This is a genomic window from Peribacillus suis (assembly GCF_059384845.1).
On sequence record NZ_CM182019.1, the window covers coordinates 1,912,662 to 1,927,555 of the forward strand.

Below are 14,894 nucleotides of genomic sequence, written 5' to 3' on the forward strand. Positions count from 1 at the left end.
GGAGGGATAGGATGAAATGGCCTGAAAGCGTAACTATTAAGGAAGTAGGCCCTAGGGATGGACTTCAGAATGAGAAGGTCATTATCCCGACCCAAAGAAAAATAGAGTGGATCGATCAGCTTTCCGAAACCGGTCTTACTTATATAGAAGCGACATCTTTTGTTCATCCTAAATGGATTCCTCAATTGGGGGATGCCTTAGAGGTAGGTAAAGGAATCAAGCGAAATCCAACTATCACATATGCGGCCCTCGTACCGAACCGAAAGGGGTTTGAGTCTGCCCTTGAAGCGAATATGGATGAAATATCGGTTTTCATGTCAGCCAGTGAAACCCATAATCTGAAGAATATTAATAAAACAATCTCTGACACATTCCCTGTTCTAAAGGAAGTCATTGATGTAGCAAAAGATTCAGGAAAGACGGTAAGAGGGTATGTTTCCACTGTGTTTGGGTGCCCTTATGAAGGACCAATTGATATCAATCAGATATTCAGGGTATGCGATCAATTATTCGAGTATGGGATCAATGAGCTATCACTAGGAGATACGATTGGCGTCGCCTCTCCTAGACAAGTGGATGTTTTCCTAGAGCAAGCGGTGAAACGGTATGACAAGGACAGTCTGGCCCTCCATTTCCATGATACTAGGGGGATGGCCCTTGCCAATGTCCTCAAATCTTTGGACTATGGAATTGACACGTTCGACTCGGCGCTAGGAGGACTTGGGGGATGCCCATATGCACCGGGTGCGAGTGGAAATGTGGCTACAGATGATCTAGTTCACATGCTTCATAATATGGGCATTGACACGGGAATCGACTCCAAAAAACTGATCCAGTCAGCCTCCATGATGCAAACCTGTTTGGAAAAGCCTTTACCTAGCCATCAGATGGCCATCTACAACGCACAATAAACGCACGAGAGGTGAAGTAATGTTATCGAATGTAAAGGTTAGCCATGAGGAAAATGGAATAGCCATTGTGACATTGAATAGGCCGGATGCAGCCAATGCGTTATCCAGGGAACTTCTTCATAATTTATATGAAACTCTGAATGAATTGAAAATGCTGTCCAATCTTCGGACAGTGATTTTAACAGGGGCTGGAAATAAGGCTTTTTGCGCAGGCGCAGATTTAAAGGAACGGGCTGGGATGAATGAGGCGGAAGTCAAGGAAACGCTTAAACTGATCGGTGACACGATATCGGCAGTTGAAAGTCTTCCGGTTCCTGTCATCGCTGCGATTAATGGATCCGCTTTTGGTGGAGGTCTCGAGTTAGCTCTAGCATGTGATATTCGTATTGCATCAAGCACAGCAAAGATGGGGCTAACGGAAACCTCACTTGGCATTATTCCGGGGGGCGGGGGGACCCAGCGTCTCCCTAGGATTGTTGGCATAGCGACAGCAAAAGAACTGATTTATACGGCAAGGAGACTGGATGCCGATACAGCAAAACAGATGGGCATCATCAGCCAGGTGGTCGATTCCGAGCACTTGCTTGAAGTAGCCAAAACACTGGCTAATGAAATTGCCGTTAACGCCCCTTTGGCCCTGCGAGCAGCCAAAATGTCGATCAATCAGGGAGTAGAAACCGATTTAAAGACGGGGCTGCAAATCGAACAGGACTGTTATCAGACGACGCTACAAACCGATGACCGGTTGGAGGGTCTGACGGCCTTCAAGGAAAAACGCAAACCGATATTTACTGGTCATTAACTTCAGTTGAAGGAGGAAGATAAATGGTAACAACCGATAAACTCAGTGAACAGGTTGAAAAAATAAGTAAGGGCGGTTTGGAGAAATACCATCAAAAAAATGCGGAAAAAGGGAAGCTGTTCGTCCGTGAAAGATTAGAGCTGTTATTTGACGATGGGATAGATATTGAGGATGCCTTTTTTGCCAATTGTACGAGTGAAGGCCTTCCGGCGGATGGAGTTGTCACAGGGATTGGAAAAATCAATGGACAGACCGTCTGTGTCATGGCCAATGATTCAACAGTGAAAGCCGGATCATGGGGATCAAGAACGGTTGAAAAAATCATCCGTATTCAAGAGACGGCCGATAAGTTACAGGTACCCCTTCTGTATTTAGTCGATTCAGCAGGTGCCCGTATCACGGATCAAGTCGAAATGTTCCCAGGACGCCGTGGGGCTGGGCGGATCTTTTATAATCAAGTGAAACTGTCCGGTAAAGTACCACAGATTTGCCTCCTGTTCGGACCTTCAGCCGCTGGCGGGGCATATATCCCGGCTTTTTGCGATATTGTTGTCATGGTTGAAGGCAATGCGTCGATGTACTTAGGTTCACCGAGAATGGCTGAAATGGTCATTGGAGAAAAAGTGACCGAGGAGGAAATGGGCGGAGCAAAAATGCATTGTTCCGTTTCAGGTTGTGGAGATGTTCTGGTACAGTCAGAACAAGAATCGATTGCCTTTGCCCGTCGATACTTAAGTTATTTTCCAGGGAATTATCAACAAAAGCCAAAAGCGTGCCAATCAGAATTGCCTGCTGATTTTGAAAAAACGATTGAAGACTTGATTCCGAAAAATCAGAATGCACCATTCAATATGTATGATTTAATCGACAGAATCATAGACCGTGACTCATTTTGTGAAATTAAGAAGTTATTCGCACCTGAATTGATTACAGGTCTCGCCCGATTGAATGGTCAATCAATCGGAATCATCGCTAACCAGCCAGGAGTCAAAGGGGGGGTATTATTCCATGATTCGGCTGATAAGGCAGCCAAGTTCATTAACTTATGTGATGCGTTCCATATCCCGCTACTGTTTCTTACGGATATTCCAGGTTTCATGATTGGTACCAAGGTGGAACAAGCGGGCATCATTCGACACGGCGCAAAAATGATTTCTGCCATGAGTGAAGCTACAGTACCAAAGATTTCTGTAGTGGTCCGAAAAGCTTATGGAGCCGGATTGTATGCAATGGCCGGTCCCGCTTTCGAACCGGATTGTGTATTAGCTTTACCGACCGCATTAATTGCCGTTATGGGTGCGGAAGCTGCTGTTAATGCAGTCTACGCGAATAAAATTAACGCATTGGAAGCAGAAGAACGGCCTGCTTTTATTCAACAAAAACGAGAAGAATATAATAAAGATATCGATATCTATCGTTTGGCTTCCGAGATGATTGTCGACGCAATCATCCAGCCTAATGATTTGCGTGATGAATTAAGTAATCGTTTTGAAGCATATGGCAGTAAACAGCTAACATTTACTGATCGGAAACACGGGGTGTATCCGGTTTAATTAATCACTATTAATAAAAGCACCTTTATTAATAGTGGTAATGCTCATTAAAATGTGATGTGAGAATACCTCCACTACTAGCTTGATAAGTGGGGGTATTCCCATGTATGGGAAATACCTCGCTTTACTATATATTCGTATTTAACGAATATAACATCATACAGTACCCTTCGGCCCAATGCTTTTGTTTCTATTATTTTCCAACATATAATCTCTACAATAATCTTCATATAATTTTCATAGGGACGATAAATAGGTATAAGACGTACTCATCCTACTGTTCTTAAATCATTTTATGAGGTGAAACATCTTGATTAATATATTTCAAGGTAAATCTATAAAAACATCGCTAATTAAGTTGTTATTTGTTTTAATAGCATGTTTGTTACTATTCAATCTGGCAACATTATACTATGATTCTTCCCAATCGGTTGAACAAACCTTTAAGGAAACAGGTATAAAAGACGCAACAAGAGTAGTTTCAAATATCGATCCAGTCCTCTACCAGAAATTTCTTGATGAGCCCAAAGTCAATGACACATACAATCAAATTAAAAATCAATTAAATGATTTTCGAATTAAGTCCGGTGTTCTGTATGTATATACATATGCAGTGGAAGACAACAAGGTCAAAATGATGATCAACGGTTTAGATTCTGGTGAAGGGTCACCCATTGGGGAAATTATAGAGACGATTACTTATGAAGAGTTATCACCTGTCTTGATGGGTGAAACGTTGAGTACAGATATCATTAAAGATGAAAAGTACGGAAACTATATGTCATCTTTCGCACCCATTAAAGACAAAGATGGAAAGGTCATAGGCATTCTCGGTGTCGATACGGAGGCCGAAACTATTAAATCGATTAAAAATGGCGTACTATCCAGCCTTTTACCGATTGTCATTGCAATTTCGATTATTTTTACTGTACTCATATTGGGAATCGTCTACTATTATCTTGGTAAGAAGCTTAATCCTCTCAAGCGACTATCAGATATTGCAAATGCTATTACGAAGGGGCAGCTTGAAGAGGCCTCGACATTAACGCGGGAAAATAGAATACAATCTACAGATGAAATAGGATTACTCTATACATCTTTTGAAAAAATGACGGAGACTTTATCTGGAATGATACAAAAAATGCATGGTCTATCATCATCATTACATGAGCAGAGCAGTAAATTGAATAATTCCTCTAACGAAGTAAATGAAGGGACAACTCAAGTGTCTGTCACGATGGATGAAATGGCGGTTGGTGCAGAGTCTCAAGCTAACTTAGCCTCTACACTTTCGGTGGATATGAGAGAGTTTTCCGAAATCATTGCCGCAACAAATAAGCAAGGTCAAGAAATTACCCAGTCAACAGAAGTAGTAATTAATGATTCACAGACTGGCATGAAATTAATGAGCTCATCAATTGAGAAAATGCAGGAAATCTATAATATTGTCTCGGAGTCAGTGAATCAGGTGAAAACTTTGGAATCGCAAAATAAAGAAGTAACCACGCTTGTTACGCTCATTAGCAATATAGCTGATCAAACGAATCTACTCGCTTTAAATGCAGCGATTGAAGCGGCTCGAGCAGGAGAGCAGGGGAAAGGTTTTGCGGTGGTAGCGGATGAAGTAAGGAAACTTGCAGAACAAGTTTCTGATTCTGTAAACGGCATCTCTACAATAGTCAGTAACGTTAATAATAACTCAAAAAACATGGTGGAAATCCTTACATCAGGCTTAGAGAAAGTGGATGAGGGAAGAGGAAACCTTCATAAGACAGGTGAAACTTTCGATGATATTTCTACGGAATTGTCCACTATGAATGTATTGGTTCATTCCATGGCAAAACAGTTAATCCTGTTGACAAATAAAGAAGAAAAAATGAAAGGGTCCATTGAAGAAGTTGCGGCCATATCTGAGGAAAATGCTGCTGGTATCGAGGAAGTATCAGCATCTGCTCAAGAAATTAACGCAATGACTGGAGAGATGAAACAGTTAGTTTCCAATTTGGCCGTTGCTTCTGAAGATTTAGAAGAAATGAGTAATCAATACTCAGTTTAAGAATTCAATAAGAGACTGTCCCTTAAATGAGACAGTCTCTTTCTTGTATGTCAACAATTTTACTACTGTAAAGCTACGAGTCAACTTTTTAGAATCAATAAAAATAATTATCCTTAAAATTGGAAATAATTAAATGTTAAATGTTGCAAAAAAGTGAAAACGAGAGTATTATAATTAGTAATTAAGGATTTACTAATTACTCATCCATTTATTTAAAAGAAAGAAAGTGAGAGCTGCCATGGTTCAGCAAGGTAAAAAGAAATATATCACTCCAGATGGATACACTGCAGACATTGCTATCTTTACGATAACGGCTAAAAAAACCGAGAAAAAAGCACCACCTGAAATGTTCTTGAAACTATTATTAATTAAACGAGCGACTACAGATAAGGAAGGAAATCCAAATGTTGAAGGCAATAAATGGGCCTTGCCCGGTGGCTTTGTAAATGCTAATGAAACGGCCTATGAAGCCGCACAAAGGGAGTTAAATGAAGAAACTGGAGTCTCAGGACTTCAAGTGAAACATTTTGGTATGTATGACCAACCGGGCCGTGATCCGAGAGGGTGGATCATCTCAAATGCTTTTTATGCAATTGTTCAGGAGAAATTTCTCCATCAAAGGAAGGCCAACGATGATGCCGCAGAGGTCGACTTATTTACGATTAAGGAAGTCTTACAACTGGATTTGGCTTTTGATCATTATAAAATCATTAATGAAGCGATTGAACTACTGAAAAAAGAAATGATGCAAACGACCATTGCAAAAAACTTCTTGCCGGATGAATTTACGCTTTCGGAGCTACAACGAGTTCTATTGACAGTACGGGATGATGCAAAAATCAGCGCAGATTCATTGTTTTTTTCTAAAGCTCCAAAGCTCCCATTCTTGGAAAAGGTTTTGGATGAAAAGGGATTACAGAAGAAAACGAAACGTAATTCATTTCGTCCCTCACAACTTTACCGATTTAATGCTGAGATAGTCACGGACTCGATTTATTATTGAGGAGGAATGAAAAATGGGTAAAAAAGCATTGATTAATATCGATTATACGAATGACTTTGTAGCCGATCATGGTGCATTGACTTGTGGTAAGCCTGGTCAGGAGATAGAAGATGCACTTGTCAGTATTACAAAAGAGTTTATTAGACAAGGCGATTATACAGTTTTTGCGATCGATCTTCATGAAAAAGGAGACGGTTATCATCCTGAAGCGGATTTGTTTCCCCCTCATAATATTCGGGGTACAATTGGTAGAGATTTATATGGAAAGCTTAAAGATGAATATGAAATCAATAAAAATCTAATAAATGTACATTATATGGATAAGACACGCTATTCGGCCTTTGCAGGCACGGACCTGCATATCAAACTCAGGGAGCGGGATATTTCAGATGTATACCTAGTCGGAGTATGCAGTGATATATGCATTCTTCACACAGCCATGGATGCTTACAATTTAGGTTATAATATTTTCATTTATGAAAATGCAATCGCTTCATTTAATCAGACAGGACACGATTGGGCACTTACCCATTTCGAAGGGGTCTTAGGCGCAACGATCATAAAGTAACGTCACAGAAAAAAAGGGAGGTACCGCTTCTCTTTTGGGAGGAACTATCATGGAAAACAAATATAATGACGATAGCTACGCGCTACACACTGATCTATACCAAATCAATATGGCTCAAACATATTGGGAGGATAATGCCCATAACAGAAAGGCAGTATTTGAAATTTTTTTTAGAAAGCTTCCTTTCAATAGTGGGTATGCAATTTTTGCGGGACTAGAAAAGATTGTCCATTATCTTCAGAACTTTAGCTTTTCAGAAAGCGATATTGAATACCTGAAAAAAGAATTGCATTACGAAGAGGACTTTTTGAATTATTTGCAGAATATTTCATTTACTGGGACGATACGTTGCATGAAGGAAGGCGAGCTTGTATTTGCCAACGAACCGATATTACGTGTAGAGGCACCTCTTGGTGAAGCACAACTCATTGAAACGGCGTTGCTGAACATTGTGAACTATCACACACTCGTTGCTACGAAAGCTTCACGAATTAAGCAGGTTATTGGCGATGAGTCTGCACTGGAATTCGGATCACGCCGTGCACAAGAAATGGACGCAGCCATTTGGGGAGCACGTGCTGCCTATATCGCCGGGTTTGATTCCACAAGCAACGTCCGTGCAGGAAAGCTATTCGGAATACCGGTATCAGGCACACATGCACATTCTATGATCCAAGCTTATAAAGACGAATACACAGCATTTCATAAATACGCAAGCTCTCATAAAGACTGTGTGTTCTTGGTCGATACCTATGATACATTGCGTTCAGGCATACCAAATGCCATCCGCGTTGCTAAAGAATTGGGGGACAAAATCAATTTCATCGGAGTCCGTCTTGATAGCGGGGATCTAGCTTACCTTTCAAAAGAAGCACGACGCATGCTTGATTCAGCTGGTTTCCCAGATGCAAAAGTTGTAGCATCGAATGATTTGGATGAATATACGATTATCAACCTGAAGCAACAAGGAGCGCGGATTGATATTTGGGGTATCGGTACAAAATTGATCACCGCTTTTGACCAACCTGCATTGGGTGCCGTTTATAAAATGGTTTCAATAGAAGATGAAAGCGGGAATATGAGAGATACCATCAAAATTTCTTCCAACCCTGAAAAGGTAACGACACCTGGTCTTAAACGGATCTATCGGATCATTAATAAGGTCAACCACCATGCAGAAGGTGATTACTTGGCGATGGAATTTGAAAAGCCACAGGAACAGGAAAAACTAAAAATGTTTCATCCCGTGCACACTTTCTTAAGTAAATTTGTCACAGATTTCGATGCAATTGACCTGCACGAAGACATTTTTGTAAATGGTACATTAACGTACGAATTGCCATCGATTGATGAAATTAAAGCTTTTACGTTAAGAAACATTCAAGTATTGTGGCCAGAATACTTAAGGGCCTTAAATCCGGAAGAATACCCCGTCGACCTGAGCCAGGAATGTTGGGATAATAAAATGAGAAATATAGATGAAGTGAAAGCCAATGTGGATAGAAAGCTTACAAAATAACGAATCTATTTGGGAAGAGGGGTTATACAGTGCGTCCATTACAAAAAGAAATCATAGAAAAATTACTTGTTCAACCAACGATCAATCCAGAAATTGAATTCCGGAAGAGCGTCGATCTTCTAAAGAACTACTTGAAGAAGAATTCATTTCTAAAAAGTTTCGTCCTTGGAATTTCAGGTGGTCAGGACTCAACCATAGCTGGCTACATGGCCCAAGTAGCGATCAATGAATTGAATCAAGAGTTGAAGACCACCGAGTATACATTTATCGCTGTCAGCCTCCCCTACGGTATCCAGGCTGACGAAGAAGATAGGCAGCTAGCTCTGAAATTTATCAAGCCAAGCATGACCGTAACCGTCAACATTAAGGGCGCGGTTGACGCATCTGTACGTGCAGTAGAGGAAGCGACAGGAAAAAAATTGACACACTTCCTAAGAGGCAATGCAAAGGCACGCGAGAGAATGAAGGTCCAATATGATTTAGCAGGACTGTATAAAGGTGTAGTCCTCGGTACAGATCATGCAGCAGAAGCCATCACGGGATTCTTTACCAAACATGGAGATGGTGCAGCTGATATCATTCCGCTTTACCGTTTGAATAAAAGACAGGGCAAAGAAATCCTGAAATTCGTGGGAGCACCTGAACGACTATATATGAAAATTCCAACAGCCGATTTAGAAGATGATAAACCATTGATTCCTGATGAAGTTGCCCTAGGGGTAAGTTATGATGAAATTGACGACTACCTAGAAGGTAAAGATATTAGGACAGAAGCGGCCGAAATCATTGAAGGCTGGTATACAAAAACGGAACACAAACGAAATGAAGCCATTAATGTGTATGATACATGGTGGAAATGATAGTAAAAGGTAGCCATACTAGATAATGACTCAATATAGAGCCCCAAAAAAACCGTACAACTCTTTTAACTAAGAGTGTGCGGTTTTTTTGACTCAGTCGGGATTACTGAAGAGGAATACTATGAAGATAAAAACTTCACATATAAGGAAGATGATTTATTGATTATTTCATAGTACAAAATGTCCATTTATTAACTTTAAAGCCATTTATAGAATCCTTAATGGTAAGCGATTAGAACAAGGAGCGATGATAAAATGAGTATCGATGTAAGCGTTTCCCCTCTGTATGCGATTTTTGGAATATTGGACATAGTTCTTCGGTTAATAGCTATACCTGCAATTATATACGGTATATATTTATTACGTAAAATATCAAAAAGATAGTTTTAAGAGTCGATTACTTAAAAAGCTGATCCCGATTCTTTTTAATATAATTATGAAGTTAAACAAAGAAAAGCAATATGATACAGCCTACCAATGTGATGCAGGTGGCAAATTATTACAAGATGAGCACAAAATATGAATGAAGCACAGCCCATAACAAGTGTTCAAACACCTATGTCGAAAATGGTTTGAGTTTAACCAAAAAAGTGGGTGATACAACTCATGAATACTTCTATACCGATGAAGTGTTGGATATGGAAGTTGTAAAGAAAAAAGGGTTTATATTAACCATAACTCAGAGCACGGAACATTTTAGCCCTAGATCCACATCCAGGAGACGATGAGGAGCCGTTGTCACAGAATGGGTATACGTATGGGAATAATTATCCGGTTATGAATGTGAATCCGAACGGTAATGTAGCTTGGATGGTAGTAGGCGCAATTACAGGAGGTTTAGTTGCGTGGTTAACTTATAAATTAGAAGCTTAACTTGAAATATGAAGATATACACGTAGTAGTTTAATAACGAAGGCACAGATGCTCGCTTATGTGCGATAAATAGAGGATTATTAAAAAAGGCAATAAAGTATGGGTATCTAACATCAAAAGAGGCAAACAAACTTTATATAGGATAACGAAGGATTTGAAAATAGAACCTTACTCCATGAGGATAGGTTCTATTTAGGTAAGGTTTGTGTGAATATAAGTTTCTAATAGTTAGAATATTTAAACTTCTACTGCTATCATAAATACATTTTGGTTTTGGTCGATAAAAAACAAGGGTTCTTTTATACTGAGTAACAAATTTTTATTAATTTAATATTATTCAAAAAAGACTCATATTTAACTTATAATTGAAAGGTGTGCAACGATGAAAATGGGTCTTTATTCTTTACAACCGCAGTTGGAAGCTTTTGTATCAATCGCACCACTCCTTAACGAGTTAATGCCTGAAGACATTACAATTGGTGTATGCGATACGGAAAAGTTTTTGTTAAGTGTACCGGGCAAGACTTTTTCCCTTGGTATCGAGCCGGGCTATCCACTTCAAAAAAATGATGCTATTACGGAAGCCATTAGAACTGGAAGAACTGTAAGAGTTTTTGTACCAGAAGAAGTTTTCGGTGTCCCGATTATTGCAAGTGCAATCCCTCTTTTTGATGAAAAGAGACAGGTGATTGGCGGAATTGGACTTGGTGCAAGTATGGAGCAATATCATGCATTGTTTGGAATTGCTTCTAAATTATCAAAAGCAGTCGAACAAGTAACCGGGACAATTGAAGAGCTTGCTGCCAGCACTATTGTTTTATCCGAGAGCATGCAGCATATTTCCAATCAATCGAGTTCTGTTTTGCAAAGTGTTAGTGAAATCGAGAAAGTGTCTAAGATGGTAAGGGAAGTCTCTGATCTTAGCAATATTCTAGGTTTGAATGCCTCAATCGAAGCAGCCAGGGCTGGAGAGTTTGGGCGAGGGTTTTCTGTAGTTGCAAATGAAATCAGAAAATTGGCGGGTAATTCCAGAAGTCATACAGAGGTAATAAAGAAATCGGTCAACAATATTGAAGATCTGATTAAAACCCTAAGTACCTCCATTACGTCCATAAATGAAGAAACAGAAAATCAATCGGCGGTAACAGAAGAAATTTCAGCAACCATGATGGACATCAGTTCTCATGCAAGTTATTTGGCAGAAATGGCACAGGATATGTTAAAGGGAAAATGATAAAATAAAAATCACTGCATTGAACTGTATCCAATTGATAGACATCCATTTAACAATTGGCGCTGCAGTTTTTTGTCTATTTTCTGCAGAAAAAACCACAGGTTGTTGAACGATATACCTGAAGAAAGATAGAAAAAAACCAAATATTAGTGGAAGGCTCTATTGAAGCGCTTCATAATGAAATTGAGTGTTTACATATGGAAACGATACATGAAAAAATTGACTGCTTTAATTCAAAATAAGGAAAAATCACCAAATAGGACAAGCACCAATAGTCTAAGAGTTAAGGTATAAATCCGTTGACTGACTCGAAAAGCTGGGAGTCCCTATAGTACGTATTATGATTTAGTGAAGTGTATGATTTGTTTCATTCCAAATGATGATGTAAAGGTGGAAATTAAGGCTATTCATGAGGAACATAAAATACAATTATTTAGAGGGGCAATAGGGAAAGCCACACCCAATATCCTAATTCTATAGCAGTCGCCCCCTAACGAAAAGTTCCTAACCGCTTTCTGGATGGTAAGATAAAGGAGGGAGAAAAATGCGTACATTTGATTACGAAGTGAGTGAATCCATAGAAAAGGATGAAGTATTGGATAGGATCTATAATCCTCCAATAGATCTTATATACTTTTTTAGAGATGATTCAAATAATGGTTTAACCTATACTTTTCTATTGAATACTGTGAACTTCCCTTTCTTTATTGTAATGAATGATGGCATGGGTTTTTATGAAGATTTTGAACACTTAAAACTATCCAAGCTGGTTCATTTAAATGATATAGAAAATATAAGCTTGAAAGTTTTCCAAGTACAAAGTAATAGGGATTTAAAGTTATTGATGCCTTATATACTTTTTTGTATTACCAATGGATGTTACGGGTTAGTATGTGATTGTCAACAGATGCATCTTCATAAGATTATTTCGTACAATATGGAGGATAATTATAAACTTAAAAACAATACTGATTTAGATCCAAACGCAACGATTTACTTACTCTCAGATGTCGGGATAAGGATTTATAGCAATGATATGGTTTTAGGTAATATAAGCAAAATAAATCTATTAATAAATGAAGCATTTAATTGAACGCTTATCTAACTTTACAACGAATCAACCGAAGATATCCAAATACGTTTCAAGTTATAAATAATAGTCCAAAAGATTTATGTTATTTCTTCCAAAACCGTTTTCAAATGGTATAATAGGTAACTGTAATGAGAATGATGTATTAGTAAACTGGTAGAAAAGCCATGTGTACGGGAGTAATAATATAATAGAAAAGGTGAGATAAGTGAAAGTTAATTTAAAGCATCCAGAAACGAATATGGTTAAAACAGTGAAAGTGGGTTTTAGCTGGACAGTATTTTTCTTTAGTTTTTTACCTCCTCTTTTTAGAGGAGATTGGAAATGGGGGATTATCATATTTTTAGCTGCATCTTTTACCTTCGGTTTTACTGGTCTTATATTCATGTTTATTTATAATAAAATTTATTTGAATGAGTTATTAGAAAAAGGATACGTAGCTGTGGATGATCTTTCTGAAACGATTTTAAAAGATAGAGGGTTTATTGCAAGTTAAGTAATGATATTCCTAGGATAAATTAAGTCACCATAGCGGTGGCTTTTTCTTATGCTAACAGTAATTTTCACTAGTTAGCCGGGGTTTTTCAAACTATTATTTATGATAGGTTCTACACCAGCGTGTCCCTATGAACCAAGAATAATTAGTTAATAAAATCGTATAATATCTTCCAAAATAGTCCTCGATAGAATACATAATAAAAATACAAGAGGTAATAAGATGTTTTATAGCATAGGGGATCCACACATCTAAGTTAAAATTTAGTAGATAATTAAATGTTCCATGGAGGAAACTGAATTAAAACTTACATTTCATACATATTTATCGATTCGAACGTACCCAACATTCATCCAGAATGATTACATTGGCAAGTCCAATTAACATATTTGTACAAACTATTTACTTGCATTTTACATACATAATAGTAGATAGATAATTAATAAGGTTTGGGGAGTAATAAATGAAATTCATTTTCAAACTTTTGAATAATATCGCTAAGTATCTACTAATATCATTCTTCTGGTGGCTAGTGATTATATATACATTAATAAAATAGGGGGGCGACAAGATGTTACATAGATAAGACGATGAAACGGATGTAATTTGATAGGAAGTTATTGTAGAAGAAAGGAAAAAATGAAAAAACGCGCTTTCAAGCGTGCACGTTTTCTCATTGTGGTGGAGATATATTCAGGCTTGTATCTTGTTATCTTTTTTTAGTCTGTTTCAAAATTCTTTTAATGAATAAGTATAAAAATGATAGAACAACGAAAATTAAGAAAAAGACGATGAAACCCCAGAGACCTATGGCAGCATCTTGAAATTCCATATTCCCTCTACTAGTTAACGCCTGTTGTATTTCAATTGCAAAAACCAACACCACCATGACGGTGAATGTATAAATGAAAGAAAGTATGGTAATGCCAAATCGTAGTCTTGATATGATGTTAGATAAAATTAGCACAAAGATGAATATGATAATCCCTATAATGCCCATTATCCAAAAGTGTAGATCTTTATCCGTAGCATTTAAGTTTAGTGTATCACTTACAAATATCAGGATGAAATCATGAATGTTATTGATGATCTCGGTTAAAACCAGAATAATTTCCTTCAAATAGTGCACCTCCAATTTCTAAATTATAGCAGGTTGTAATTTCATAGAGAAGGATTAAGGATATAAAAAGGGTACATCAAACAGATTTTAATAGGATTACCAAATTCAATTTATTTTATCATTGCTTAAATAGAGGGAAGGTGTAATATCTTAAATATGGGCAGGACGAACCGTTTTGATATGTATATTTTATAAATAACAACCAAGCTTTGGGGGAAGAAATATGAATCGTGAAAACCAACATATTTTAAATGTAATCGATTTTATAAAAACGGGACATAACACTTGTTTCGTGAAAGTGGTAGGATATGATGCGGATGCACAAGTGGAGTTTGAAGGAGAAATCAAGTTTGTTCGGGAGAGACCATTTGGAGATTTGATCCATCCAGAAAGGTCAAAGCTAACACCTTCCAGTAGAGAATTTGTTAGGGATAATTTGATTAATCGGTATAATAAAGGTGAATTTAACTGAGCAGAAAATATTGTGACCTTCTCATATTCAAGGATTTCTCCTGCAAGGGTGATATAAAGCCATTCTTTATTTAGGTGATTGTCTTGTACGCCTAAGAAACAGACATCAATATGTACTCTTGTCACCATTTCTCACTAATTATATAAGCAACTTGTCCACACACTCCGATAAGTACATGCATATAATTTAGTAAGGAGGAGATAGTTATGAGTACAAATTGCTGCTTTGTGAAAAAATGCTATGAGGAGAATGACCCTTATTCAGTCTGGGTTCCAAAAAGACCTTGTTCTTGTAAAAAGAATAAAAAAAGTTGTTATTACTACTAATATCATTTCAT

The 14,894-nt window shown here is 37.9% G+C and carries 13 protein-coding genes; 12 read left to right on the forward strand and 1 reads right to left on the reverse strand.

Going from position 1 to position 14,894, the window contains the following annotated elements; genetic code table 11:
• Nucleotides 1-11: 11 nt before the first annotated feature.
• The 11 genes from AC503W_RS09380 to AC503W_RS09430 all read left to right on the forward strand — a co-directional run bounded on the left by AC503W_RS09380 (nucleotide 12) and on the right by AC503W_RS09430 (nucleotide 12,965).
• A complete protein-coding gene (locus AC503W_RS09380; protein WP_494917007.1) occupies nucleotides 12-911 on the forward strand; it encodes a hydroxymethylglutaryl-CoA lyase in 900 nt (299 codons plus the stop codon).
• 19 nt (nucleotides 912-930) lie between these two features.
• Nucleotides 931-1,713 (forward strand): enoyl-CoA hydratase, encoded by a 783-nt coding sequence (locus AC503W_RS09385; RefSeq protein ID WP_494917009.1) that lies wholly within the window; start codon nucleotides 931-933, stop codon nucleotides 1,711-1,713.
• Between the two features lie 23 nt (nucleotides 1,714-1,736).
• Entirely contained in the window at nucleotides 1,737-3,266 is a 1,530-nt protein-coding gene (locus tag AC503W_RS09390; protein WP_494917011.1) for an acyl-CoA carboxylase subunit beta, read from the forward strand.
• Nucleotides 3,267-3,576: 310 nt separating this feature from the next.
• Nucleotides 3,577-5,322, forward strand: coding sequence for a methyl-accepting chemotaxis protein (locus AC503W_RS09395; RefSeq protein ID WP_494917012.1), 1,746 nt, complete (start codon nucleotides 3,577-3,579; stop codon nucleotides 5,320-5,322).
• Between the two features lie 238 nt (nucleotides 5,323-5,560).
• The gene (locus tag AC503W_RS09400) at nucleotides 5,561-6,325 is read left to right on the forward strand and encodes an NUDIX domain-containing protein (RefSeq protein WP_402989455.1); all 765 of its coding nucleotides are present in this window, start codon (nucleotides 5,561-5,563) and stop codon (nucleotides 6,323-6,325) included.
• A gap of 13 nt (nucleotides 6,326-6,338) precedes the next feature.
• Nucleotides 6,339-6,893, forward strand: coding sequence for a cysteine hydrolase family protein (locus tag AC503W_RS09405; RefSeq protein ID WP_402989452.1), 555 nt, complete (start codon nucleotides 6,339-6,341; stop codon nucleotides 6,891-6,893).
• A gap of 49 nt (nucleotides 6,894-6,942) precedes the next feature.
• Nucleotides 6,943-8,412 carry a nicotinate phosphoribosyltransferase gene (locus AC503W_RS09410; protein WP_402989449.1) on the forward strand — a complete coding sequence of 490 codons (1,470 nt, stop codon included), beginning with the start codon at nucleotides 6,943-6,945 and terminating at the stop codon, nucleotides 8,410-8,412.
• A gap of 29 nt (nucleotides 8,413-8,441) precedes the next feature.
• Nucleotides 8,442-9,272 carry an NAD(+) synthase gene (gene nadE / locus AC503W_RS09415; protein ID WP_427651264.1) on the forward strand — a complete coding sequence of 277 codons (831 nt, stop codon included), beginning with the start codon at nucleotides 8,442-8,444 and terminating at the stop codon, nucleotides 9,270-9,272.
• A 1,255-nt stretch (nucleotides 9,273-10,527) separates the two neighbouring features.
• Nucleotides 10,528-11,379 carry a methyl-accepting chemotaxis protein gene (locus AC503W_RS09420; RefSeq protein ID WP_402989440.1) on the forward strand — a complete coding sequence of 284 codons (852 nt, stop codon included), beginning with the start codon at nucleotides 10,528-10,530 and terminating at the stop codon, nucleotides 11,377-11,379.
• 544 nt (nucleotides 11,380-11,923) lie between these two features.
• Entirely contained in the window at nucleotides 11,924-12,472 is a 549-nt protein-coding gene (locus tag AC503W_RS09425) for a hypothetical protein (RefSeq protein WP_427591901.1), read from the forward strand.
• A gap of 205 nt (nucleotides 12,473-12,677) precedes the next feature.
• Nucleotides 12,678-12,965, forward strand: coding sequence for a hypothetical protein (locus AC503W_RS09430; RefSeq protein WP_402872776.1), 288 nt, complete (start codon nucleotides 12,678-12,680; stop codon nucleotides 12,963-12,965).
• Nucleotides 12,966-13,674: 709 nt separating this feature from the next.
• Here the strand turns inward: AC503W_RS09430 and AC503W_RS09435 are convergent.
• Nucleotides 13,675-14,094 (reverse strand): hypothetical protein, encoded by a 420-nt coding sequence (locus AC503W_RS09435; protein WP_427591902.1) that lies wholly within the window; start codon nucleotides 14,092-14,094, stop codon nucleotides 13,675-13,677.
• A gap of 214 nt (nucleotides 14,095-14,308) precedes the next feature.
• Here AC503W_RS09435 and AC503W_RS09440 point away from each other — a divergent pair, with 214 nt between their 5' ends.
• Nucleotides 14,309-14,557, forward strand: coding sequence for a hypothetical protein (locus tag AC503W_RS09440; protein WP_402959074.1), 249 nt, complete (start codon nucleotides 14,309-14,311; stop codon nucleotides 14,555-14,557).
• Nucleotides 14,558-14,894: the final 337 nt, after the last annotated feature.

Bases quoted from the DNA above. Each gene is read 5' to 3' on its own strand.
- AC503W_RS09380 (WP_494917007.1), top strand. From the start codon at position 12: ATGAAATGGCCTGAAAGCGTAACTATTAAGGAAGTAGGCCCTAGGGAT.
- AC503W_RS09385 (WP_494917009.1), top strand. From the start codon at position 931: ATGTTATCGAATGTAAAGGTTAGCCATGAGGAAAATGGAATAGCCATT.
- AC503W_RS09390 (WP_494917011.1), top strand. From the start codon at position 1,737: ATGGTAACAACCGATAAACTCAGTGAACAGGTTGAAAAAATAAGTAAG.
- AC503W_RS09400 (WP_402989455.1), top strand. From the start codon at position 5,561: ATGGTTCAGCAAGGTAAAAAGAAATATATCACTCCAGATGGATACACT.
- AC503W_RS09405 (WP_402989452.1), top strand. From the start codon at position 6,339: ATGGGTAAAAAAGCATTGATTAATATCGATTATACGAATGACTTTGTA.
- AC503W_RS09410 (WP_402989449.1), top strand. From the start codon at position 6,943: ATGGAAAACAAATATAATGACGATAGCTACGCGCTACACACTGATCTA.
- AC503W_RS09420 (WP_402989440.1), top strand. From the start codon at position 10,528: ATGAAAATGGGTCTTTATTCTTTACAACCGCAGTTGGAAGCTTTTGTA.
- AC503W_RS09425 (WP_427591901.1), top strand. From the start codon at position 11,924: ATGCGTACATTTGATTACGAAGTGAGTGAATCCATAGAAAAGGATGAA.
- AC503W_RS09440 (WP_402959074.1), top strand. From the start codon at position 14,309: ATGAATCGTGAAAACCAACATATTTTAAATGTAATCGATTTTATAAAA.